18 protein-coding genes and 1 pseudogene are annotated in these 22597 nt (G+C 61.2%); 11 read left to right on the top strand and 8 right to left on the bottom strand.

What is annotated here, in order from left to right; all coding sequences use genetic code 11:
- Positions 1-80: 80 nt before the first annotated feature.
- The 4 genes from J4G32_RS14095 to J4G32_RS14080 form a co-directional block, all read right to left on the bottom strand.
- Positions 81-1484, bottom strand: a complete 1404-nt coding sequence (locus tag J4G32_RS14095) for an MmgE/PrpD family protein (protein WP_210495640.1) — start codon at positions 1482-1484, stop codon at positions 81-83.
- On the bottom strand, positions 1471-2601 hold the full coding sequence (locus J4G32_RS14090) for an acyl-CoA dehydrogenase family protein (RefSeq protein WP_210495636.1): 1131 nt from the start codon (positions 2599-2601) through the stop codon (positions 1471-1473). The genes J4G32_RS14095 and J4G32_RS14090 overlap by 14 nt, the downstream gene beginning before the upstream one ends.
- An 87-nt stretch (positions 2602-2688) precedes the next feature.
- Entirely contained in the window at positions 2689-3678 is a 990-nt protein-coding gene (locus tag J4G32_RS14085; RefSeq protein WP_210495629.1) for a tripartite tricarboxylate transporter substrate binding protein, read from the bottom strand.
- A 61-nt stretch (positions 3679-3739) separates the two neighbouring features.
- A complete protein-coding gene (locus J4G32_RS14080; protein ID WP_210495626.1) occupies positions 3740-4777 on the bottom strand; it encodes a Bug family tripartite tricarboxylate transporter substrate binding protein in 1038 nt (345 codons plus the stop codon).
- A 136-nt stretch (positions 4778-4913) separates the two neighbouring features.
- On the opposite strand from J4G32_RS14080, the gene J4G32_RS14075 reads away from it, so the two are divergent.
- The 7 genes and pseudogenes from J4G32_RS14075 to J4G32_RS14045 all read left to right on the top strand — a co-directional run bounded on the left by J4G32_RS14075 (position 4914) and on the right by J4G32_RS14045 (position 12057).
- On the top strand, positions 4914-5663 hold the full coding sequence (locus J4G32_RS14075) for an IclR family transcriptional regulator (protein WP_210495622.1): 750 nt from the start codon (positions 4914-4916) through the stop codon (positions 5661-5663).
- A 57-nt stretch (positions 5664-5720) separates the two neighbouring features.
- Positions 5721-6869, top strand: coding sequence for a thiolase family protein (locus tag J4G32_RS14070; protein WP_210495619.1), 1149 nt, complete (start codon positions 5721-5723; stop codon positions 6867-6869).
- Positions 6866-7297 (top strand): Zn-ribbon domain-containing OB-fold protein, encoded by a 432-nt coding sequence (locus tag J4G32_RS21805; protein WP_210495616.1) that lies wholly within the window; start codon positions 6866-6868, stop codon positions 7295-7297. Before J4G32_RS14070 ends, J4G32_RS21805 begins: the two co-directional genes overlap by 4 nt.
- Positions 7298-7335: 38 nt before the next feature.
- On the top strand, positions 7336-8394 hold the full coding sequence (locus J4G32_RS14060; protein ID WP_210495605.1) for an AbrB family transcriptional regulator: 1059 nt from the start codon (positions 7336-7338) through the stop codon (positions 8392-8394).
- A 115-nt stretch (positions 8395-8509) separates the two neighbouring features.
- Positions 8510-9502: a D-2-hydroxyacid dehydrogenase family protein gene (locus tag J4G32_RS14055; protein ID WP_210495602.1), complete on the top strand. Its 993-nt coding sequence runs from the start codon at positions 8510-8512 to the stop codon at positions 9500-9502.
- Between the two features lie 359 nt (positions 9503-9861).
- Positions 9862-10119 (top strand): annotated as a pseudogene (locus J4G32_RS22195) (hypothetical protein); the annotation flags it as partial.
- Between the two features lie 357 nt (positions 10120-10476).
- The gene (locus tag J4G32_RS14045) at positions 10477-12057 is read left to right on the top strand and encodes an ABC transporter substrate-binding protein (RefSeq protein WP_210495595.1); all 1581 of its coding nucleotides are present in this window, start codon (positions 10477-10479) and stop codon (positions 12055-12057) included.
- On the opposite strand, the gene J4G32_RS14040 is transcribed toward J4G32_RS14045, so the two are convergent.
- Genes J4G32_RS14040 through J4G32_RS14030 form a run of 3 tightly spaced genes read right to left on the bottom strand, consistent with a single transcriptional unit; the run spans position 12058 to position 15961 of the window.
- Positions 12058-13089, bottom strand: coding sequence for an ABC transporter ATP-binding protein (locus J4G32_RS14040; protein ID WP_210495593.1), 1032 nt, complete (start codon positions 13087-13089; stop codon positions 12058-12060).
- Entirely contained in the window at positions 13089-14996 is a 1908-nt protein-coding gene (locus J4G32_RS14035; protein ID WP_210495589.1) for a dipeptide/oligopeptide/nickel ABC transporter permease/ATP-binding protein, read from the bottom strand. Before J4G32_RS14035 ends, J4G32_RS14040 begins: the two co-directional genes overlap by 1 nt.
- Positions 14996-15961 (bottom strand): ABC transporter permease, encoded by a 966-nt coding sequence (locus tag J4G32_RS14030; RefSeq protein WP_210495586.1) that lies wholly within the window; start codon positions 15959-15961, stop codon positions 14996-14998. Before J4G32_RS14030 ends, J4G32_RS14035 begins: the two co-directional genes overlap by 1 nt.
- 220 nt (positions 15962-16181) lie before the next feature.
- Here J4G32_RS14030 and J4G32_RS14025 point away from each other — a divergent pair, with 220 nt between their 5' ends.
- Both J4G32_RS14025 and J4G32_RS14020 read left to right on the top strand, forming a co-directional pair.
- Positions 16182-16946 (top strand): SDR family NAD(P)-dependent oxidoreductase, encoded by a 765-nt coding sequence (locus J4G32_RS14025; RefSeq protein WP_246505067.1) that lies wholly within the window; start codon positions 16182-16184, stop codon positions 16944-16946.
- 241 nt (positions 16947-17187) lie between these two features.
- The gene (locus J4G32_RS14020) at positions 17188-17898 is read left to right on the top strand and encodes a L,D-transpeptidase (protein ID WP_210495581.1); all 711 of its coding nucleotides are present in this window, start codon (positions 17188-17190) and stop codon (positions 17896-17898) included.
- 178 nt (positions 17899-18076) lie between these two features.
- On the opposite strand, the gene J4G32_RS14015 is transcribed toward J4G32_RS14020, so the two are convergent.
- The gene (locus J4G32_RS14015) at positions 18077-19411 is read right to left on the bottom strand and encodes a TAXI family TRAP transporter solute-binding subunit (RefSeq protein ID WP_210495578.1); all 1335 of its coding nucleotides are present in this window, start codon (positions 19409-19411) and stop codon (positions 18077-18079) included.
- 445 nt (positions 19412-19856) lie between these two features.
- Here J4G32_RS14015 and J4G32_RS14010 point away from each other — a divergent pair, with 445 nt between their 5' ends.
- Both J4G32_RS14010 and J4G32_RS14005 read left to right on the top strand, forming a co-directional pair.
- Positions 19857-20255 carry a baeRF12 domain-containing protein gene (locus J4G32_RS14010; RefSeq protein ID WP_210495575.1) on the top strand — a complete coding sequence of 133 codons (399 nt, stop codon included), beginning with the start codon at positions 19857-19859 and terminating at the stop codon, positions 20253-20255.
- A 198-nt stretch (positions 20256-20453) separates the two neighbouring features.
- A complete protein-coding gene (locus J4G32_RS14005) occupies positions 20454-22304 on the top strand; it encodes a mechanosensitive ion channel family protein (protein WP_210495563.1) in 1851 nt (616 codons plus the stop codon).
- Positions 22305-22597: the final 293 nt, after the last annotated feature.

Genomic DNA, 22597 nt, shown 5'->3' with positions numbered 1-22597 from the left:
ATGGACTGCACGGCTGAGAAGGGAAGCGATGCGCTCGCGGCGTCGCCGACACAGGCTCCCGCCCGTCCATTGCCCGGTGCTCATGCTCGCTTCCCAGCGGTGGCTTGTTGCTCAGGGACGGACGCCGCCGTAAGTTCGGAGATGTCATGCAGTTGGCTCGCCCGTCGCCCGAGGGCGAGGAGGGATCTGGCCCCCGCAAGGCCCAGTGCGCGCGCGGCGCAATCGAGAAACTTGTGCTCCCGCTCGGCCGGTGAAAGAGGCCATTCCGGCGACCCGGGAACGCGATCGACGCGCATTGAGAACGAGCCCTTGCCGGTTTCGACTGTAACGTCCGTAAAGCCGACGACCCCTGAGAAGATTCCCTCCGCTTCGACCCGATAGCGGCGGACGCGTTTCATCAAGGCGCGGATTCGAGGGCGATGAACGGCCTCGTCCGTAAAGCTGTCGAGGCCCAACGTCCCGTCCAGTGCGGCAGCCGCAGCAGCATACTCAATGCTGAACTTTGCCTCCAATCCCGTCTGAGGATTGTCCTTGATCAGCGCGCGATCGGAGCCGGGAACAAACCCGACGGCGATTTCACGGATATCGTCCGGCTTGATGTCGTTCTCGGTCATGAGCTGCAGCAATCCACCGACAGGTCGGTGGTTGCAGTAGCAGCACGGCCAGCCTTTCACGTACATTCCAGGACGCTCAATCTCCCAGGCTTGTCCGAGAGAGACGGCAAGATCCGCGAGATTCTCGCCTTCACCGAAGCCGTAGACCTGGAGGAAGCCATTATCGCCGTCGAAAATGGCGGGGTCGGCAGACAGTCCGCTGCGCGCCATCCAGGCCGCCGTGATACCGACGCGAGCGGCGTGACCGGTATGAAACGGCTTCGTCATCGTGCCGAAGTTCCGCACGAGTCCGCTGCTCATGGACGCGGCGATGCCCCAGGCCGTCCGCAACTGCTCGCCATCCAGGCGCCACAACCGCGCGGCGGCGGCCGTTGCCGTGAAGGCCCCGATCGTGGACGTTGAATGCCAACCCCTCAGATAGTGGTTATGGCCAATGGCCCGACCGAGCTTCCCACCGATTTCGAGGGCGAGCAGATAGCTCGTCAGGACCTCTCGCCCAGACGAACGAGCAGCCTCTCCCACCGCCAGGATAACCGGGACCAGCGTCGCGCTGGGATGTCCCCTCATGCTGGGGAGGCTATCGTCAAAGTCGAGCGCGTGCGCCGCAATGCCATTGGCGAAGGCCGCTTCGGCCGGCGAACTGGACTGCGCGGTTCCAAGGATTCGCGACACCGGTCTGGCGCCCGTTTCAGCAGCCCAGGCCTGAGCAATTCCCGAAGCGTCCTCACGCGCTCCCGCGAGGGTGACACCGAGCGTGTCAAGCAACGCATCGTGGGCCTTCTGAATCAGCGCATCGGGGATGCTTCCGGCGGCTGTGTCGACCACAAACTCCGAGAGTTTCTTCGTCACCATGACATCAGCCTTGTGCATGTACGCGGCGCCCAAGAACGGAGCGGGCGATCAGGTTTCGCTGGATCTGTGTCGTGCCACCGGCGATGGCGAAGCCGCGGGCATCCCGGTAGAGGCGCTCAATGGGATACTCGCGCGAATAGCCGTTAGCCCCCATGAGCTGCATAGCGTCGGAAATCACCTGAAGGGCAGCCTCATTGGCAAATGTCTTCGCCACAGCTGCCTGCGACTCCGAGGGAAACCCACTGGCCGCACTAGCGGCAGCGCGGTGGATCAACAGGCGCGCGGCCTCCAGCTTGACCTTCATGTCGGCCACCATCCACCGAAGGCCCTGAAGGTCGGCAAGCGGCTTTGAATAAGCTTCGCGCGTCTGGATGTAGTCGACCGCGTCCTCGAATGCGCGCTGGGCTGCACCGAGTGCCATCGCCGCGTTGCAGCAACGCGAGAAGCTCATCGACATCAGCGAAGAGCCGAGATCGCCGTCCGACATGCGCTGATTCAGGGGGACGCGGCAATCCTTGAAATGGAGTTCAGTCGAAGGGCTTCCGCGATGGCCCATGAGAGGCTCGACCTTGCCGATTTCGAGGCCATCGGTCCCGCGCTCCACGAGAAGCAGTCCCTTTTTGCCTTCCTCCCTGAACGATACGTTCACGAGAAAGAGGTCGGCTACCGCGCCGCGCGAGATCCAGCATTTGTCGCCGTTGACGACGTATTCGTCCCCCCGCCGTTCGGCTCGGGTCCTCAGTTGCCGGGCATCCGATCCCGCTCCGGGTTCGCTCATGGCGTGGGATGCCAGAAAATCCCCGGCCGCGATTCTCGGCACGTACCGCTTTCGCTGATCGTCGGTTCCCAACTGCACAATACGGTTGCCCTGCGCGTTGGCGCTGAACACGTAAAGGCTCGTGCTCACGCATGCCCACGCAAGTTCCTCAAGAACAATCACGAGATCCAGCAGATTCGCGCCAGACCCGCCGTGCTCTTCCGGAAGCACCAGACCCATATAGCCGTTGGCTGCCAGCACTCGGATATTCTCCCAGGGCACTTCGCCAGTCGCATCCCAATGCGCTGCCTTTCCGGCCAGTTCGCTCCGCGCGATTTTGCGGGCTTCGTCCTGCAGCGCGCGTTGCTCCGGGGTCATCTCAAAATTCATCAACCAAACCCAATCAGGAGAGGAACGGCGTCGGACATCCGGCGCCGCCAGGGAAATCCGGAGTGAAGCCCGATGCTATTCAGGGCGGATGTTGGCGGTTTTAATAACCTTGCGCCATTTCTCGATCTCGTTGCCGAGATACGCGCGAAACTCGTCGGGCGTGGTCGGATTGGGCCGCGCGCCGTCCTGCTCGAGGGCCTTCACGACATCGGGGCTTTGCAGCGCCTTCCTGATATCGCCGTTCAAACGATCCACGATCGGCGCAGGAGTCCCGGCCGGCACCAGGAGGCTGTTCCACGAGGACGCCTCGTAGCCGGGCACGCCGCTCTCGGCGATGGTCGGCAAATCAGGAAGGGATGCGGAACGCTCCCCTGTCGAAATGGCGAGCGGGATCAATGCGCCCGATTGAATATGTGGCATGACGGAGAGGATGGTCCCGAACAGCAGGTCGATCTGCCCACCCAACAGGTCCGTCATTGCCGGTCCGGTGCCCTTGTAGGGAACGTGCTCGAAATCGACACCCGCCAGCATTTCGAACAGCTCGGACGCGAGATGTCCCCCGCTGCCCACGCCCGGTGAGCCGACATTGATGGCCCCGGGCTCCGCCTTCGCCTTGGCGAGAAGCTCCGCTATCGTCTTCACGCCGGCCTTCGGGCTTGCCACCAGGACGTAGGGAATGCGCGAGAGATTGCTGATCGGCTGGAAGGCCTTCATGGTATCGTAGGGAAGGTCGTTGCGCAGTCCGGGATTGATAGAGAGCGTGGTCGATCCGAGCAGGAGCGTGTAGCCATCGGCTGGGGCGTTTGCCGCCATCTGCGTGCCGATGACGGTCCCTCCGCCGCCGTGATTCTCAACGACGACCTGCTGCCCAAGGCTCTTGCTGAGGTTTGCGGCCACGAGCCGCGCCACCAGATCAGTGCTCCCGCCGGGCGCAAACGGAACGATCAATCGAATGGGCTTGGTTGGGTAGGCGGACGAAGCGTCCTGTGCGAGAGCTTGGTGCTGCATTCCCAATGTCGATAACGTCAGCATCGCCGCCGTGTAGGCTATCTGGCTCAATTTCATGGTGCTTCCATCCCTTGTCGTTGCAAGTATCGTTTTCTCTCTGGAGCTTTCCCGGGCTTGCCTATTCGACCGTAATATTTGCGGCTTTAATCACCTGCGCCCACTTCGCGATCTCTTCGGCGATGTAGGACTTGAATTCGGCTGGTGTGCTGCCGACCGGAACCGCGCCGTCGCGCTTCAGCCTTTGCACGACTGCCGGCGAGTGCATGGCGCTCTGAACCGCTGCGCTCAGCTTGTCGACGATCGCCGGGGGCGTGCCTGCGGGAGCGAGCAGCCCGTTCCACGCGGTGATACGGACCGCCGGATAGCCGGCTTCCGCCATGGTCGGCACGTTCGGGAGCGTCTCGACTCGTTCGCTCGTCGTGACCGCGAGCGCCTTGAGCTGCCCGGCCGTGATCTGTTCCTGATTGGCGATGAGTGTGGAGAACGACATGTTCACGCGGCCGCTGAGAAGGTCGGTCATGGATTGACCGCTGCTCTTGTAGGGAATGTGAATAAGGTCGATGTCCGCCTCGCGCTTGAAGAGTTCGCCCGCAAGGTGCGGTGAGCCGCCTGTGCCAGAGGATGCAAAACTCATTTCGCCCGGCTTCGATTTGGCGAGCGCGACGAACTCCTGCACGGTGTTGACCGGCAAAGACGACGGAACCACGAGAACATTCGGCGCGAAGGAAATCAGCGATATCGGCTCGAAATCTTTCTTCGCGTCGTAGGGCAGGTTCTTCATGAGGCTGGGATTGACCCCGAAGGTGCTGGAACTGCCCACAACGAGCGTATAACCATCGGGCTTGGCCTTGCTCGCGACACCCGTCCCGACAGTCCCACCGCCTCCTGCAAGATTCTCGACGATGAACGATTTGCCGAAGGCGGCCGTCAGAGCCTCCGCGGTGATCCGGGCCACTAGATCCACGCTTCCGCCGGGCGCTAGCGGGACGATGATGCGCACGGGCCGGTCTGGATAGACGTCGGCATTCTGCGCATGGGCGGGAAGAGCCGGGAGAGCGGTCCCGCACAGCGCCACCAGAGCGGCGAGGCCAGCACGTTTCGATCCAAAGAATCCACCGGGCTGTGGCCACGCCGGAACGGTCCATCGTGCAGACATATCTTCCTCCTTGGCGCAGCTTTGAGGTACCGCTTGATCGAAAGGCTATTTTATGAAATGCGTTTTGTACAGTGGAATATGAAACGCGTTTCGTTTTATGATCGGCGATGGAACGAGTAGATCTCGGGGGGAACCAATGACACGGGTAGTCGAACGCGTTCTTGCGTTGATGGAATGTTTCGATGAGGAGAAGCCGTCGCTGCCTCTTCACGAGATAGCCGCGCGCGCCGGGCTTCCAAAGGCGACAGCCTTCCGCCTGCTCTCGACGTTGGTGGAGACGGGCTACGTGTTGCAACTCGCCAACCAGGATTACTGTCTCTCGCACAAGCTAATGCGCCTTGCCGCCATCGCGCAGCGAACGTTCAGCATTCGGGATATCGCTCGCGCGGTCATGATCGAGGTGGTGTCGGCGACCGGTGAAACCGTCGACCTCAGCGTGCTCAATGGGACGAACCGCGTTTGCGTAGACGTCCTGGAAAGTCCCCACCCGCTCAAGAGCATTATCCGACCGGGCGAAACAGTTGCGCTGGGACGCGGCGCGAGTGGAAAGCTCTTGCTTGCCTATAACGAGGATGCGCTGCTCGATCGGGTCATTGCCGAGAGCGCTGGCAGCTTGGACAAGGCCGCACTTGCGCGAAACCTCCGCTCCATCCGGAAACAAGGATTTGCCCATTCGCGGGGGGAGCGCGTCGAAGGGGCTGAGGCCATCTCGGTGCCGCTGCGCGATCACACCGGCCAGGTGCCATCCTGTCTCACGCTGACAGGCCCAAGCTTCCGCTTTTCATCGAAGCTGCAGCGCTTCACCGAGATCATGATCGATGCAGGCCGTCGCATTTCGCTCAGACTGGGCGCAGCGGATCCGCAAGCGAATACGCACGCGGCATAAAGAGACCACACTTGGCCTTCCGTCCGGCGAGGCCATTCCCGACAGCAGGATCTGGCAGTGAAAATATCCGATACCATCGCTTTTGCAGGTGTGGGCGCCACGCCACAGGGAAAGCTGAGCGGCCGCACCCCATTGGACCTCGGAATTGAAGCGTTCCGTCATGCCCTTGATGACGCGGGGCTGAAAAAGGACGATGTCGACGGGATATTGACGATGCCCGGAACGACCTCACCCGAGGGGGGCCTCCACTTTCTGCGGTTTGGCGAAGCCGTCGGAATCAATCCACGCTACACCGGCAGCATGACAATGGGCGGCGCCACAGCGGGTTGCCTCGTGCAGATGGGAGCGATGGCCATTGCCGCGGGCCTCGCAACGACGGTCGCCTGTATTTTCGGCGACACGGCCAAAACCGGCGGCAGCCGGTTCGACCGCGCCAGTGGCGGTGAAACCAGCTGGGCGACGTGGGGTATGATGAGTGCTGCTGCGAACAGCGGAATCGCGGCCGACCGTCATATGCACACCTACGGCACGACCAGCAGACAGCTGGCGGAGGTGGCGGTTGCATGCCGCTATCACGCCTCCCTGAATCCGGCAGCCGTGATGCGTGATCCGATCACCGTGGAAGATCATCAAGCCTCGCCCTGGATCGTCAGGCCGCTGCATCTGCTCGATTGCTGCCTCATCTCGGACGGGGCCGTCTGCGTCATCCTCACATCGACGGAGCGCGCGCGCGACCTTCGCAAGCCGGCCGTGCTGGTCGGTGGTTTCGGTCAGGCCCATACGACCATGAATCTCGAGCAGGAAGACTGGTGGTACGTCCCGCACCAGAAGCGGGCGTTGGCCGACGCCTTTGCGATGGCAGGTTGCGCGACCTCGGATATTCAGGTTGCGCAGCTCTACGACAATTTCACGATCTCCGTTCTGCTGTGGCTGGAGCATGCGGGATTTTGCGGAGCCGGGGAGAGCGGCGCGTTTGTTGAGAACGGCCGTATCAGGCTCGGCGGAGAATTGCCGGTCAATACTGCGGGCGGAAACTTGTCCGAGAGCTATATGGAAGGCTGGCTCCATATCGTGGAAGGCGTTCGTCAGGTCAGGGGCGAATCCGGCACGCGACAGGTTCCGGATGTCGAGCATTGCCTCGTCACCGGGCGCGGTATGATCCTGAACTGCTCAAATGCAATGATCCTTCGGAAGGATGCCCGATGACGAAGCCTGTTCCCGCCGCAACTCCCCTCTCTTTGCCCTTCTGGGAGGCCGCCTCGCGAGGCGAACTCAAAATGCAGAAATGCGACGATTGCGGCCATATCAGATTCCCGATTGGGCCCGCCTGTACGAAGTGTCTTTCGCCGCACAGCACATGGACCGGCGTGAGCCGCCATGGGAAAGTGTTGTCGCATCTTGTTTTCCACCGCGGTTACACGCCCGACTGGCGCACGGAAGTTCCTTACAGCGTCGTGATGCTGCAGCTTCCAGAGGGTCCGCGACTGTTTCTCGATGTCGTTGATCCTGACAAGAAGCTTGTGGAAGCCGATCTCGTCGGACAGCAGGTCCGCATCACCTTCGACACGATGGCCGACGGCGTCGGGGTTCCCCGGGCGCTCTACGAGGCACCGATGCAAGAGGCCCACACCTGACACGTCGCCCGCCCCGTCACCGCGCCATCGCTCGCACTGTGGCCTGCTATCTTGCGGCCGCCGCCGCAGGCGCGGGCGCATCGGCTACGGGGATTCCACTTGCCTGGATTCTGGCGCCTCTTGTCGTCTCGGCCGTGTTCTCGATCGCGGGCCTTGCGCCCTATGCACCTGTGCCGGTCCGGCGGATCGGACAGAGCATCATCGGCGCGTCCACTGGCCTTTATCTCACAGCTCCCATGATCACATCGGTCGGTTCCTGGGCTGGATTCCTCGTCGCGACTGCTGCCGTAGCCATCGCCAGTGGCGCCGTGCTCAGCATCGGCCTTGCCCGCCTCGCACGTATTGATGGCACAACGGCATACTTTGCGATGATGCCCGGCGGTCTCTCGGAAATGGCCACGATCGGGAGTTCCGTCGGCGCACACGCTGAAATGGTCGCGCTTGCGCACGCCATACGCGTGGCCGCTGTTGTCCTGCTCCTGCCGACGCTCATTCTCACTTTCGGAGAACCTGGTTCGGCTCCCGACCTTCCTGCCGCGGCGCCCCTCCCTTTCCTGACCGTCGTGCTCATCGTCCTCGTAGGCGGCGGCTTCGCCTACACCCTGTCGCTGGTCAAACTTGCAAACCCCTGGATGATCGGAAGCCTGATCGCTGTCAGCGTTCTGACAAGCTTTGGCTTCCTCCAGGGTCGCATGCCGTCGACGATTCTTGCGGCCGCCCAGATCGTTCTTGGTGTGAATATCGGCGTCCGCTTCCGTCGTGAAACACTCAGGAGAATGCCGCGCGCAGCCTGTGTCATGCTTCTGTTTGTCTTCATGCTCGGCGGGGTTCTCCTGATTTATTCGTACCTTGCGCAGGTGCTGACCGGGATCGATCTGGCCGATGCCGCTCTGGCTTCCTCGCCGGCGGGGATGGTCGAGATGAGCATCACGGCGCAGCTTCTTCATCTCGACCTGGCGATCATCATCGCATGCCACGTGATGCGAAACGTCATGGTGAACACGCTGGGGTTGCCTCTCTATCGCATTCTCGTGAAAGCCGGATGGCTTTCCAGTCCGGACAAGGAAACGTGCGAGAAAGGAAGGATCGATCCATGAGCGCGGCCGTCGTTGACCGACCTGAATCCCGGCGGAAGCGCCTCCCGTATATCGAAGTTTTCTTTGTCCAAACAGGCATGACAAGTGGGCGGCCCAGGCGCCGAAGGAGACCAAAATGCGGATAGCGATCCTGGACGATTACCAGAACCGAGCCCTCGATCTTGCCGACTGGTCCGCCGTGGCGGCGCAATGCGCGATTCAGGTTTTTGATCGTGCTTTTCCAAGCATCGATGCGGCCGTCGAATGTCTTCAACCTTTCGACATCCTCTGCACGATGCGCGAGCGCATGGCTCTCCCCCGCGAGCTCCTCGAAAGGCTGCCGCGCCTGAAACTGATCACGTTCACGGGCGCGCAGCATCGAACTCTCGATTTGGCGGCCGCCACAGACTTGGGGATCGTCGTTTGCGGCACAACGCGGAGAGGGAACGGCCATCACGCCACGCCCGAACTGGCCTGGGGCCTCATTCTCTCGCTCGCGCGCCACCTGCCATTTGAGGCGAACAACATGCGTCACTCGGGCTGGCAGCGCACGCTGGGCCAGGTCTTGTCGGGCAAGACGCTCGGCCTCATCGGCGTCGGACGTCTCGGCTCACGCATGGTTCCGATCGGTCGCGCGTTCGGAATGGAGATCATTGCATGGAGCCAGAACCTCACAGACGAAGCGGCCGCCGCTGTTGGGGTCAAGCGGGTCGACAAGCAAGAGCTCTTCAAGCGGAGCGACATCGTAAGCCTTCATCTCGTCCTGAGCGATCGCAGCCGAGGCGTTGTCGGCAGGCCCGAATTCGCCCTGATGAAGCCAACCGCCCTTCTGGTGAACACTGCGCGTGCCGGCCTCGTCGATAGCGAGGCTCTCCATGCCGCGCTCATTGGCAAGCAGATAGCCGGTGCCGGACTGGACGTCTTCGACCGCGAGCCGCTTCCGGACGACGATCCGATTCGTCAGTGGCCGAACGTCATTCTTACGCCGCATCTTGGCTACACGGTCGAAGAGCTGTTCCGCGTGTTTTATGAGGACACCGCCGATAACGTGCTGGCTTTCCTCGCCGGCAATCCCATCCGGGTCGTCAACCCCGCGGCGTTGGAAGGAGCAAGAGTGGCGCGGATTTGATCGGCCTGATCGCCGCCGCGGGGATTGTTTGGCGGGAGATCGCGGACCTTTCCGCTCGCCCGCGACTATCCCGAATCCCGCCCGCGGACGTGTCGCAGTGATAAACCGGGAGCCGCCGATGCGCACGCTTTCCCTGTCTGTCCGGTCGCCTGCCTCAACCCGTGGAAGTTGCGCACGCCCCTCCGAGACAGGGCACGACAAAGGATCGCGGTAGCATCATGTACCACTGATCTGATTAGAGAGGTATGGGAGCGGCGCTGCAACTCGTGGAACTAGGCCCCCGAAAGGCGACCAAACCTCGGAACTCCCCTATGTCATGCAAAAGCCTGGGGGCGTCATAGCGCCGAAACGACCTCGGCGGCATCACCAATACGATCGAAGCTCTCTTGCATTGCCGGCAGCGTGGCGTCGGCGCATGCCTCGGCGGCACAGCCAACGAGACTGATCAATCCGCACGCATCACGGCGCATATTGGGTTGGCCTGCGGAGCCGACTTCATGCTCACCAAGCCAGGGCTGGGCGGAGATGAGGGCCTCATGATCGTGACGAACGAGATGGCCAGATTCCTGGAGTTGATCCGTGCACGCCCAATGTCAAAGCGAGCTTTGACAAGTTGAATCGATGCAGTTCAGGCTCTCTTGCAGGCGGCAGATTTGAGTCCCGTGGGCGGCCAACCGGAATCGGCATGAGGACCGAGTGTACATGTGACTTAAATTCAAGACTTCATGCGGGCGTATCATCTTGCCCGATGGTCGATCCATCGAGGCACCCCGTATCGTCTTGGTTCTCGTGCATCAGACGCGCGGAAACGATGCAGGGACCGCTCGAAGAACGGGCAATTGCGCAGCATCACTGCAGCTTTTCAACTCGTTGCGTGCAAAGGCTTTGAGTGTTTGACAACAACTCAAAATCATGAACCCATGGTGCTTGTCGCAGCGGCGTGCTGCTTTCACATCGACACATCGGAGCGGCCCATGAAACTCCCTCCCTTTCGCCGTGCGCTGATGGTCTGTGGTGCCAGCTTCGCGCTCGCCAGTGCGGCATCCGCCGCAGATCCTGTGACGCTGATTGTTCCGCAGCTCGACTCGCCCAAGACTTTAAGTCCCAATTTCGCCATCGACAGTGGCGCCTATCCTGCTGCCAGCAACATCTACAGTACCCTGTTCACGATGGATTGGGGCGTGCTCCGCGGGACATCGGCTTACGGCGATCTAGCCGAGAAATGGGATGTCTCGGCGGACGGCAAGGTCTATACCTTCCACATGCGAAAGAACGTCAAGTGGCACGACGGGGAGCCTGTCACTTCGGCCGACGTCAAGTTCACCTACGACACCATCATCGCCAAGAAGTATCCGTATTCCACGTTTCTACGAAACGTCGAGTCGATCGAGACGCCCGACCCCGACACCGTGATCTTGCGCATGAAAACGGTCGACGTATCTGTGATTCCCATGATGGCGCAGGCGGCGCAATGGTGGGGTAAGATCTATCCGAAGCATCTGTGGGAGAAGGTCGACGGCTTCGATAAGGGCGACAATGTGCTCAAGCCGATCGGGAGCGGACCGTTCAAGTTTGTTCGCATGGAACCCGGCTCGGTGGAGCTTGCGGCAAACCCTGATTATTTCCGCGGCAAGCCCGCCGTCGACCGCGTCATTATCAAGCATGTGACCGACGCCAACGTGGCGCGGGCTGAGTTCGATGCCGGACAATATCCCTGGTTGCCGTTCGATTACGCGCCGCCTCTTTCTGAAGTGCCGGCGCTCCAGAAGGATCCGAGCGTGCAGGTCGTGTTCACGCCCTCGCATTACGGACGGGATCTTCTCATCAACATGCGCAAAGCGCCCTTCGACAAGCTCGAGGTGCGCCAGGCCATTTCCTATGCGCTCGATCGCGATGCGATCAACCGTCTGGCCTTCGGCGGCTTGTGGCGACCGACCTACAACGCAAGCGTGGAAACGCAGGAGAAATGGGTCAATCCCGCGGCTGTCTTCCCGCATTTCGACAAGGCTATGGCGGAGAAACTCCTCGACGAGGCGGGCTACAAGCGTGGTGCTGACGGATGGCGCTTTGCCACAACCGTCACCGGCCAGCCGCTGGCTGATTGCAAGGCCATGATGCCGATTATTGTTCAACAATTGCGACAGGTCGGAATCAACGCCAGCATCGTGCTGTACGATCAAGCAAGCTTCTTCAACATCCTCCCGCAGGGCAAGTTCGACCTGAGCTGCTATTCCACGCGGTATGGGCCCGATCCGGACGCCTATCGCGAACATTTCGCGACCGGCCGACCGCGCGACTACACCGGCTATAGCAACGCTGAGGTGGACGAACTTGCCGAACGTGCGATCACCCTCATCGACCCGGCCCAGCGGCAGCCTCTCTATCAGCGCATTCAGGCCAACATCGTTCGCGATGTCCCGTATGTGAACCTGTTCAACGAACAGAAGACCACTCTGAAGCGCCCGGGCTGGACCGGCTTCCCGACTGACGAAGATGGATTCAACAAGTCGATCACGTGGTACGGATATTCGGCTGTCAAACCCCCGGCAAAATAACTAGGCGACGCGCGGCTCGCGCACTGCGAGGCCGCGCGACGCGACTGTCTCTGCAAAATGACAGTCTGAGAAATGGCCAGCGGCCAAATTCACGCGCGGGGGGATCACCTCGCGACAGATGTCGGCTGCCAGCGGGCATCGGGGATGGAATCGACAGCCGCCGATGACGGCATCCGAAGCGGCTGCCTCTCCCCGTGTCTTGATCCGGCTGCGGCGTGTACCGGCTCGATACTCAGGCACTGCAGCGACGAGTAGCCGTGTGTAGGGGTGCGCTGCGCCCGCGATCATGACATCGGTGGGGCCTTCTTCGACGATCGTTCCGAGATACATCACGGCAATACGGCTTGACATGTGCCGGGCCACCGCGAGGTCGTGAGTGATGTAGAGATAGGAGAGGCCCATTCTCTCCTGCAGCTTCAACATCAGCGTCATGATGCTGGCTCTGATCGACACATCGAGCATGCTCACGGGCTCGTCAGCCACCACCAGCTTTGGCTCGAGAACAAGCGCTCTCGCAATCGACACGCGCTGAAGCTGGCCGCCGGATAGATCGGTTGGAAATCGGTTGGAAAAGATCGACGATGGCCGCAGGTCGACGGCGTCGAGCGCGGCCATCACACGCTCTCGACGCTCGGCTGAGGAATCGATCCCCTGAAGCCTCAGCGGTTCTGCGACGGATGTGCCGACGGTCAAACGGGGATCGAATGATTCATAGGGGTTCTGAAAGATCATCTGACAGTGCCGCCGATAGGCCCTCAGCGCCGCCCCGCTTAACGCGGTCACGTCCCGCCCCTCAAAGAGAAGGCTTCCTGAGGTTGGGCGTTCAAGTCGCGTGATGATGCGACCGGTCGTCGTCTTGCCGGATCCGCTTTCACCCACGAGAGCAAGTGTCTCGCCTTGCGCGATCGTGAGCGACACGTCGTCGACGGCGCGCAAGGGCGCTCGCTTAGCGCCCAGAAGCTGATCCATAAATCCGCCGCTGACGCCATAGTCCATCCGAAGATTGCGCGCCTCGAGAAGTCCACGGTTCATTAGGCCATTTCCCCGGCGGGTTGTTCAACGACGGCGGATGCGAAGTGGCAGGCTGCGAACTGATTGCCCGCGACGGGAAGAAGCTCGGGCGATTTCTCGCGACAGATGTCCTGAGACATCGGGCAGCGCGGCGCGAAACGGCATCCACTCTGCACGTCGCCCGCATGAAACGCCTCGCCCGATATGACGGCAAGTGCGGTCCTAGGCTTCGTCAGAGTCGGCGATGCGGCGATGAGCGCGCGCGTGTAGGGATGACTCGGTCTCTCGAAGATGGCTGCTGTCGATGCCAGTTCCACGATCTTGCCCGCATACATCACGGCGATCCGTTCGCAGGTCTCTGCGACCGCGCCCATGTCGTGAGAGATCAGGATCAGCGTCAAATTCAAGCGCTGGCGCAGTGCATCGATCTCGCCAAGGATTTGGTCCTGGATGAGGACATCCAGGGCGGTTGTCGGTTCGTCGGCGACGAGAAGTTTGGGCTCCAGCATGAGGCTGAGCGCGATCATCGCCCGTTGGCGCATGCCCCCGCTCAGCTGATGCGGATAGGCGCCGAGGCGATTGGGCGCGATCCCGATCATCTCAAACACTTCGGTCGCCCTCTGCCGAGCCTTCTCCCGGCCGTCCTTTGGACGGTGGAGACGATAGGCCCTGACCAGTTGGTCGCCGACCGTGAAAACCGGGTTCAACGCGTTCATCGCGCTCTGGAAGATGATGGCGACACGCGTCCAGCGGAGAGCCTGGAATCGCGGCTGACCGCGCTCAACGACCGCCCGGCCGTCAACAACAACGTCCCGGCCGTCAATGCGGATCCGGCCGGCGGACAGGACGGCGTTGGGTGGCAGGATCTGCAGCAGGGCAGATCCAAGGCTGCTTTTTCCGCATCCGCTCTCTCCGACGATGCCAAGGCTCTCGCCGCGCCGCAGCGCGAACGACAAACCGTCGACCGCCCGCACTTCGCGCCCGCCCACATAGTAAGTGAGCACGAGGTCATCGACCCGAAGGATCACATCGTCCGCGACGGGAGCCGGTTCGGGCGAAGCATTAATCGGTGGCCGGCGTCGCGCCACGCGTTGCCGGGCTCTGATCTGTGGATTCAGGGCGCGGTTGAGAGCGTCGCCGAGCAGATTCAGGGCGGAGACGAGGATCAGGAGCGACACGCCAGGAAAGATAGAAATCCATGGTGCGCTGCGCAGGTAGGCCTGACCCTCATAGATCATGCGCCCCCAGCTCACGCTGTTCTGGTCGCCGAGCCCGAGAAAGCTCAGCCCGGCCTCTGTGAGAATCGCGAGGCCCATGAGAATGGCGCCGTCCGTAATCAGGGGCGCGATGCCGTTCGGGATCACGTGAGACACAAGCGCCTGCCAGCTCGATGCTCCGGCGGCCAAAGATGCTTGAACGTAGGTCCGCGACTTAAGGCTGAGAACCTGAGCCCGCATGATCCTTGCCGATCGAGGCCATGTCGTGATGGCGATTGCAAACATCGTCAGCCCCAGATTAGAGCCGAATAGATTGACGATCAGGAGCACCAAAAAGAACGTTGGAATAAGCAGGAAGATGTCGAAGACGCGTCCGAGCACGCTGTCGACCCAGCCCCCATAATAGCCAGAAACCGACCCCACCACGATTCCGAGGATTGTCGACAGCGCCGAGGATCCGATCGCGACGATCAATGCGACGCGCGCACCCCAGATGATACGCGCCAAGATATCGCGCCCGAAATTGTCAGTGCCCATCCAGTACGCCGCACCGGGTGGCTGGGACGGGAGGGCATTCATCGCCTCCGGGTCAACCAGCCCCAGATACGGGACGGCGAATGCGAGGATCGACACGACGGCAACGATCGTCGCGCTGACGAGTGTGACGGGCTGACCGATGACGGCCTTCGCTATGGCAACAGATCTCGACATCACAGGGCGATCCTGGGATCGAGGACGGCGTAGAGAAGGTCTGTCGCCAGTGATGCAATGCCAACGGTCAGTGACATCAGAATGAAGGCGCCGATGATGACGGGTGTGTCGCGTGTGAGGATTGCTTCATAGATCAGGCGACCGAGCCCGGGCCATGAGAAGACGGTCTCCGTCAACACCGCGCCGGTCAGGACGAGACCGAGCTGCAGGCCGAAGACCGTGACGATCGGCAGGAGAGCGTTGCTGAGCGCATCACGAAGCACGATGTCGCGTTCAGGAAAACCGATGGCGCGCGCCGTCGTGATGTAGTTTTCGGATAACGCCTCGGAAACAGCGGTCTTTGCGATGCGAATGTACTGACCGATCCAGATGGCGGAGAGCGAGATCGCCGGAAGAACGAGGTGTCGGGCGACGTCAAGGACGGCGGGCCACCCCTCACGCACACCGCCGGGCGTTGTCATGCCGCTGGAGGGGAGCCAGCGGTTCATCACCGCGAAAACCAGGATCAGCATGAGGCCCAGCCAGAACACTGGGATGCTGAACAGTGCAACGGACAGGGTGCTGACGGTCGTGTCGAGCCAGGAGCCGGGCTTTTGTGCAATCAGGCTCCCGATCAATGTCCCGACGGCGACTGAAATGACGAGACTTGTCCCGACGAGCAGAAGGGTAGCGGGGATGCGGGGCAGGATGACGTCCAGCACAGGCGCATGAGAACGGTAGGATTGGCCCAGATCGCCTGTGAGGATGCGGCCGAAATAGCGCAGCAGCTGCTCACCGAGGGGCCGATCCAGTCCGTAACTGCTCCGCACGGTTGCCAGATATTCCGGATCTGCGGTCTCACCGGCAAGAATGCTGCCAATATCGCCGGGCGCAAGGTGAATCAGCACGAAATTGAGTGCTATGACGACGAAGACGACGAGCACGACCTGTATGGTCCGGAGCAAAATGTACTTCTGAAGACGCATCGATTGTCCGAACTTCTTCTCATTGAGCCGCGACTGACAGATCACAGGCAAGGACACGGCGCAGGGATCTGCGCCGCTCGAATGGGTCATGATCAGTGAAAGGATATGCGTTTGGCAGTCGGAGATATTCCGCCTGAAGCCGCTCTTTTATTTCTCGTCAAGTTCAGTCTAGATAGCAAAAGCATCCTTCGCTTATGCACAAATGTCGAGAGGGAATAAATTGTCTTTTGTAAATGATTTTTCTAACAGGACCGTTCTCGTCACCGGCGCAGGTCACGGCCTCGGCAGGGGCATCGCCCATGCCTTCGCCGATAGCGGCGCTGACGTTTGGTGCTGCGACCTCAATGAGGAGGGACTGCAGGAAACAGCGCGGCTTGCAACGCGCCCGATCAAAGTTCGAACGGTGGATGTGCGCGACAGGAACGCGGTCCAGGCCTATGCCGATGAGGCGCTGTCGAGCACAGGCCGGATCGACGTTCTCGTCAATGATGCCGGCGGCCTGGCAGGCCAGTCGGGAAAAGCAGTCGAGGATGTCAGTGCCGATGATTGGCAGATCATCTTCGACATCAACTCGACTGGCGCTTTCTACTGCACGCAGGCAGTCGTTCCAGCGATGAAGAAGGCAGGCTACGGACGGATCGTGAATATTTCGAGCGGGGCTGGTCTGGCACTGACGGTCACCGGCATCCAGGCATATGCCGCCACCAAAGCGGCGATGATTGGCCTGACCCGACAGCTCGGCCACGAACTCGGAGAATTCGGAATCACCGTCAACTGTGTGGCGCCGGGGTCCATCCCGTGCAATCCCTATTCGGAAGCAAAGTGGGAGTCGCTCGGAGCCGAAGGGCAGCGCGCGGCCTTGGAGAAGATCGCGATGCGGCGCACGGGCAAGCCGTCCGACATTGCAGGTGCCGTAATGTTCTTTTCGTCTGAACAGACAAGTTGGGTCACCGGACAGACGCTTCTTGTCGACGGAGGCAAATAGGACGGACCCGAACTGGGCAGCATCGGACCCAGGGTAGGCGCGCACGCGAGGGATGGTGGGGTTCCGCTTGGTGAGGGGCGGCGTCCCCGCAACCTTTCGACGTGCTGACCGTGCGGACGCTATCGTGTCTGATTCCGGCTCGCCCGCACCGTCTGCGGCAGGTGCTTGCCATTCGAGCCGCGCGAGGCCAATCTCGGATCCGCACGACAGTCGAGCAACGGGACATAGGAACTTTCAGATCATGATTTCGAATGGTAGTATTGACGATGCCCGGGAGGCAGACGACGTCGCTCGGCATGAGTTTCGGTCGGGGCTTCTGAACCGCCGGTCGTTTCTCTTTGGCTCTGCCATCGGCCTCGGCGCGCTCGGGCTGACCGGTTGCGCGACGTCCGACGGCATGAGCCTCGCCGAAGCCGCAAAGGTCTACGGGCCTGTGCCTGACGAGAAATTCCCCATTCCAGCGGTCGATGTCGCCAAGGTCGATCCGAAATATTTCCGCCGGACGGTGCGCTACGAGAGCAAGGAAGCGCCGGGAACGATCATCGTCGACCCGGGCAACTACTACGTTTACCGCATTGAGGGCGACGGAGATGCGACGCGTTACGGCGTCAATGTGGGCCGCGCCGGCTTCCAATGGAGCGGTGACGCCTATATCGGACGCAAGGCCGAGTGGCCGGTCTGGACGCCGCCCAAGGAGATGATCCAGCGCCAGCCAGAGGCCCGCCAATATGCTGGTGGCATGCCGGGTGGGCTCGACAACCCACTGGGCGCCCGGACCCTCTATCTTTATCAGAATGGCGTCTACACGCTCTACACGATCTACAGCACAAGCGTGCCCGAAACGATCGGGAGCGGCATCACAAGCGGTTGCATCGGCCTCCTCAGCCAGGACATGATCGACCTTTATTCGCGCACACCCGTCAAGACGAAGGTCGTGGTCCTGCCTGCATAGGCATCGGCGGCAGCTGCCTGAAGGGGGGGCGAGGATGGCCGTGGAGCAATTCTCTGGCATATCGCCAGGTAAAAGAGGGTTGCGACGCTCCTTCCGCTCGCATCGTCATTGCGAACTCACGTCGCCCAAAGCGTGTGCTTTGGCGCGACGCCGTGGTGAGCCGTCGCACGTTGCCGCGTTACAATGCCACCTGCCGCGACCCGAGCTCTCTCGCGACCCCGCCACCGGCTAGCAGCACACCCCGGCGGGCCTGGATCGCATAGCGTGCATGATTGACCGCAAGCGAAACCGTCGAGCCGTCGCCGGCGTGGCCGCTTGAGGCCACGGCGTTGTCGACAAGGCGATGCAGGGTTTCCTCTAGCCGGTCGAGTGTCACCTCGTCGGCGCCGCGGGCGGCGTCGGCAATCTGGATCATCTCACCGATCCTCGCCTGGTCGGCGAGCGAGCGGCGAGTTCTCAATCGCGCCAAGACGGCAGTAGAGAGGGACCCCAAAACGCTCAATACCGCCGCGAGCACGTAGAAATAGCTTTGGAATTCGTCGAAGAAGCTCTGCTCGCCATTATTGAGATAGTTGGCCACACCGGGATGAACCGGAAGGATAGGATTCTTGTCGTCAGGGTCTGGGGCCTCGATCTGGCTTGCGAGGGGGGTCAGCGCCACAAGCTTCGGCTTTCCCGTGAGAATGTCCCGCGCGATGGCGCCTGCGATGACGTCGAGCATGGTGTCGCTGGCAACAAGCCGATAGCTCACCGACAGGGTCGTGACCGTGTCGTCCGGCGTTGCCGGGCGCGTCCGCAGACCGCCTTCCGGGATATCGAGAGATTCGAAGGCGGGGTAACGGCTGTGAAAGGCGTCCGCATCAGCGAATGCCAGCAAGGTTGGCGTCCCGCCAGTGCCTTTCGCCATCGCGGACACGGCCGCGACTGCCTCGCCTGGAGCGACCGGGCCAACAGAAAGGATCGCCGCGATCTGCTTCTGGTGAACAGCCGCCACCATGGCGTCCGGAGGCAGGAAGACCCGGTGCACGTCCTTAGGAGGGACATTGTAATAAGTAAGGATCGTATCAAGCAGCGCAGAATTGTCGACCTGAAGCCGTCCCTCAGGGATCCCGATGGTTTTACCCACCAGCTTCGAGATGCTGTCGATGGGCGATTTTGGAGGGAGCACCAAGGCCACCGCATCCCGCCGAATGATGGCGATCGTCTGTCCATTGGCCGGGGGCGAGACATCACTCCTGATCAGCGCGAGATCCGCCGTTCCTGACTCGATCGCAGCTGAGCTGGCTTGGAGGTCTGCAACCGGCACAGGCTGGAACCTGATCAGCGGGTGATCCTTTGCGGATTCCGTGCTGAGTGCGGTGATGAAACGTGCACTCTCCGTGCCAAAGGCGCCCGTCGTCACGCGGATCGTCGCATGCGGTGAGCCGAAATGGATGGCGATGGCGATCGCCGCAACGATCAAAAGACCCATGCTCCAATAGGCCATGCGCATCGGTCTGGGACGGTCACTCATCGGCGGATGACATCATATGACGATACCGTTTTGTTCCCGGTGACCAGTTCGACTTGATCCAATACCGATCGTCATCCTAGGCGGATTTCCACCATCCCCAAGTCCCGGTATCCGTCCCTACTTGGCAGGGCCAGATTTACTGAGGCGTGGGCGATCTCAAGCAATGTTGTGCACAAGAGCATCCCCACCGTGCCAGAGCGCTCTTGGGAAAGCCAGACCGCCAAGGCGGTTACCTGTGGGATTTGGCACAGTCGCGCAGGAACCTGCCTCTGACGCGTGATCGAGACAGCCGCAACAGCGCGCCCCTGGCCAGTTGCCCCACGTGAACTGCAATCAGAATCGCGACCTGGTGCGTCCGTCTGTCGACCAGGCCGCGTCGGCCTGAGGAACCGCATCTTCCCAGGGCCGTTAGCCATGCCCCATCAAAGATGCAAGGACGTGCGTGATGATCTTGGAAAAAGGCGCCCTCGTGGCGGTCGTAGACGGCGAGAAGCTTCTCATGTTCACCAATGTGGGAGATCACGCCCCCCATTTGTCGCCTCTGGCGACGCCGCATATGGAAGAGGGCCGGGCTGGATCAGGCGGCCATAGCTCCAGCTCTGGTAATCCCGACAATGACACCCAGGCGGAAGATGGATTTGCGGCGGGCGTAGCTGCCATGCTGAACAAGCGGGCGTTGGCCGGTGAAATGACTTATCTGGTCGTGGTCGCCGCTCCCAAAACCTTGGGAGAGCTGCGCAAACACTGGCATAAGCAACTTGAAGCGAAGCTCGTGGGTGAGATTGCGAAAGATATGACCGGCCAATCCGCCGAGGAGATCGCAGCAGCCATCGCAAAAGTCTGATTGTTGAAGATAAGCCCCGCGGGAATAATGCCCGCTGGGGTGCCGGCCCTGGCTGGAGGCGGAGGCTTCTGCTGTCGCTGAACCGCGTTCCCCACTCCTCAGCGCGTCGACTGCGGCGTCGCGTTCACCATTTCAACGGATAACAATCCCTTAACGGCAAAAGATCGCTATTCTGACTAGCGGCTGTGGGGACCGATGATGGCTGAGGCCGAATTGCTGAACAACGACCCGACCGAACTCGTCTCGCGGATCGAGGAGGCCTCCGGCACTCTCGAACAAGGCTTGATCGCTCGGCTGACGTCGGTGCGCCTGATCGGCGATGACTGGAGCGCGTTTCAGCTCAGCCTTGGGGCGAAAGGCCTGACGATCGGCACGCTCGTCCTGCTTTTGGTTGGAACGGCTCTCCTGACCTATGGTTTGACACGCCTCGCGCAGCGACTCATGAACCGTCGTCATGGTGACGCCAAAGGCTGGAGACGGGCAGGCGTGCGCATTGGCGCGACTTTGCTCGTCTTCGCGGCCATGTTCCTTCTGACCCGCTTCACCGTGGCGGATCTTGAGCTGCGCCGGATCCTGAGAATATGGGTCATGGCGGTCACCCTCTATATTCTCGTTCGCGCGGGTTTGCAGAGCCTCTTCAGAGGGGAGGTTCGTGACGGGGCGGAGGATTCCCGGCCGGGGTCCGAGGGATTTTCCCGCACGATCCAGTTCGGGATTCTCTGGGGACTGCTGGGGATTGCTCTCACGGCGACTTTACGGATCTACGACACTGGCCCGGCCCTGCGGGATGTTGTCGGGACAATCCTCGTGTCGATTCCCGCGATGCTGCTTCTCGTCTACGCTTATGCCCGCCATCGACACGTGGTCGAGGCGTTGATCGCGCCACCGGGAACCGCATCGCGCGCCCGGCAGCATATCGCCGCCAGTTGGCCCTGGATTGCCATTGTGGTGATCGTCATGACGTGGATCGCCCTTCAGGTTGGAACAACCGTGGGTCGCCCGTTGCCTCCCCTGGCCATCTTCTCCACCCTGATCCTGGTGCTGATCGCCCCTCATCTCGACCGGATCGTGGCGCAGTGGATTGAGCGGGGCGTCAACTCACCGTCCCTTCCCATCGTCGCGGTAGCCCTGCGCAAAACCACGCGATTCGTCGTTGCGATCGCTATCGTCTGCCTGCTTCTTTACCTCTGGATTCTCCCGTTGCTGACGGCTCTCGGAATTGAAGCAGCGGAGATTGCGCGTCGTGTTGTCGAGATTGGTCTGATCTCGCTGGCCGCGGCGTTCCTGTGGAATTCCGTCAGTGCCTTTACGAGCCGCGTCGCTCAGTCGGAGGGCCATAGCGGAACCCTCGTCGAGGTGGGAGGGCCCCGTTCACGTCTGGGGACTCTTCTGCCGTTGCTCAGCGGCACCATCAAAATCGGTTTGCTCTGTCTGACCGTTCTTACCATCCTCATCGCCATCGGCATCAATGTCTGGCCGATCGTGGGAGGTCTGAGCATCTTCGGCATAGCCATCGGCTTCGGATCTCAGACCCTCGTGAAGGACATCGTTTCCGGTCTCTTCTTTCTCATCGATGACGCATTCCGCCTGGGCGAGTACATTGAAGCGCCGGGCGCCAAGGGAACGGTCGAGAAAATCTCCGTCCGCTCCGTCAGTCTGCGCAACGCCCGCGGAGCCCTCGCGAGCGTGCCATATGGTCAGATTGGAAAAGTCGTCAATTTCAGCCGAGGTTGGGTGATCGAAAAATTCGCCTTCCGGGTGGCCTTCGACACCGATGTCGAGAAGGTCCGAAAGATGTTCAAGGAAATCGGCAAGTCCATTGCCGAGGACCCTGAGCTTCAGCCTGACCTTCTCGAAACCTTCAAGAGTCAGGGTATATCCGCCGTTGAGGACGGCACCCTGATTATTCGGGGGAAGTTCAAAGCGCGCGCTGGCCAGCAGTTTGCCATCAAGAAGGCGGTTCTTACGGCCGTGCAGAAGGGCTTCTGCGAGAACGGCATCGAAGTCGTATCCAGTCCCTACGGTCCGCCAGGGTCGTTCAAAAAGTGACCACCAGCGGCTCCCTGCCGGAATGTCTAACCTGCCGCCGACGCAATGAAATTCTGTCACCTGCGACCGTTTCCTTCGTGATTCTTTAACAGGGTTATGGGAGGGTCGCCCCCCGGACCTTCAACGAGCGACATCAGATTCCGAGAGCGCCCGAGCACATGTCCAATTGGCGAGACGAGAGAAACGAGAAATCCCGTGTCCGATTGGCCCGCAGGCTGTCGGCTGATTTCCCGCCTTGCGTCCTCGCGCATGCGCTGCGCCAACCGTTCACGCCGCCGACGCAGCGCCGTGCC

Origin of the sequence: Microvirga antarctica (assembly GCF_017921815.1) — a bacterium.
Classification (GTDB): Bacteria; Pseudomonadota; Alphaproteobacteria; order Rhizobiales; family Beijerinckiaceae; genus Microvirga; species Microvirga antarctica.
The sequence above is the reverse complement of the archived record's forward strand: the minus strand, read 5'-3'. Positions and strand labels throughout refer to the sequence as shown.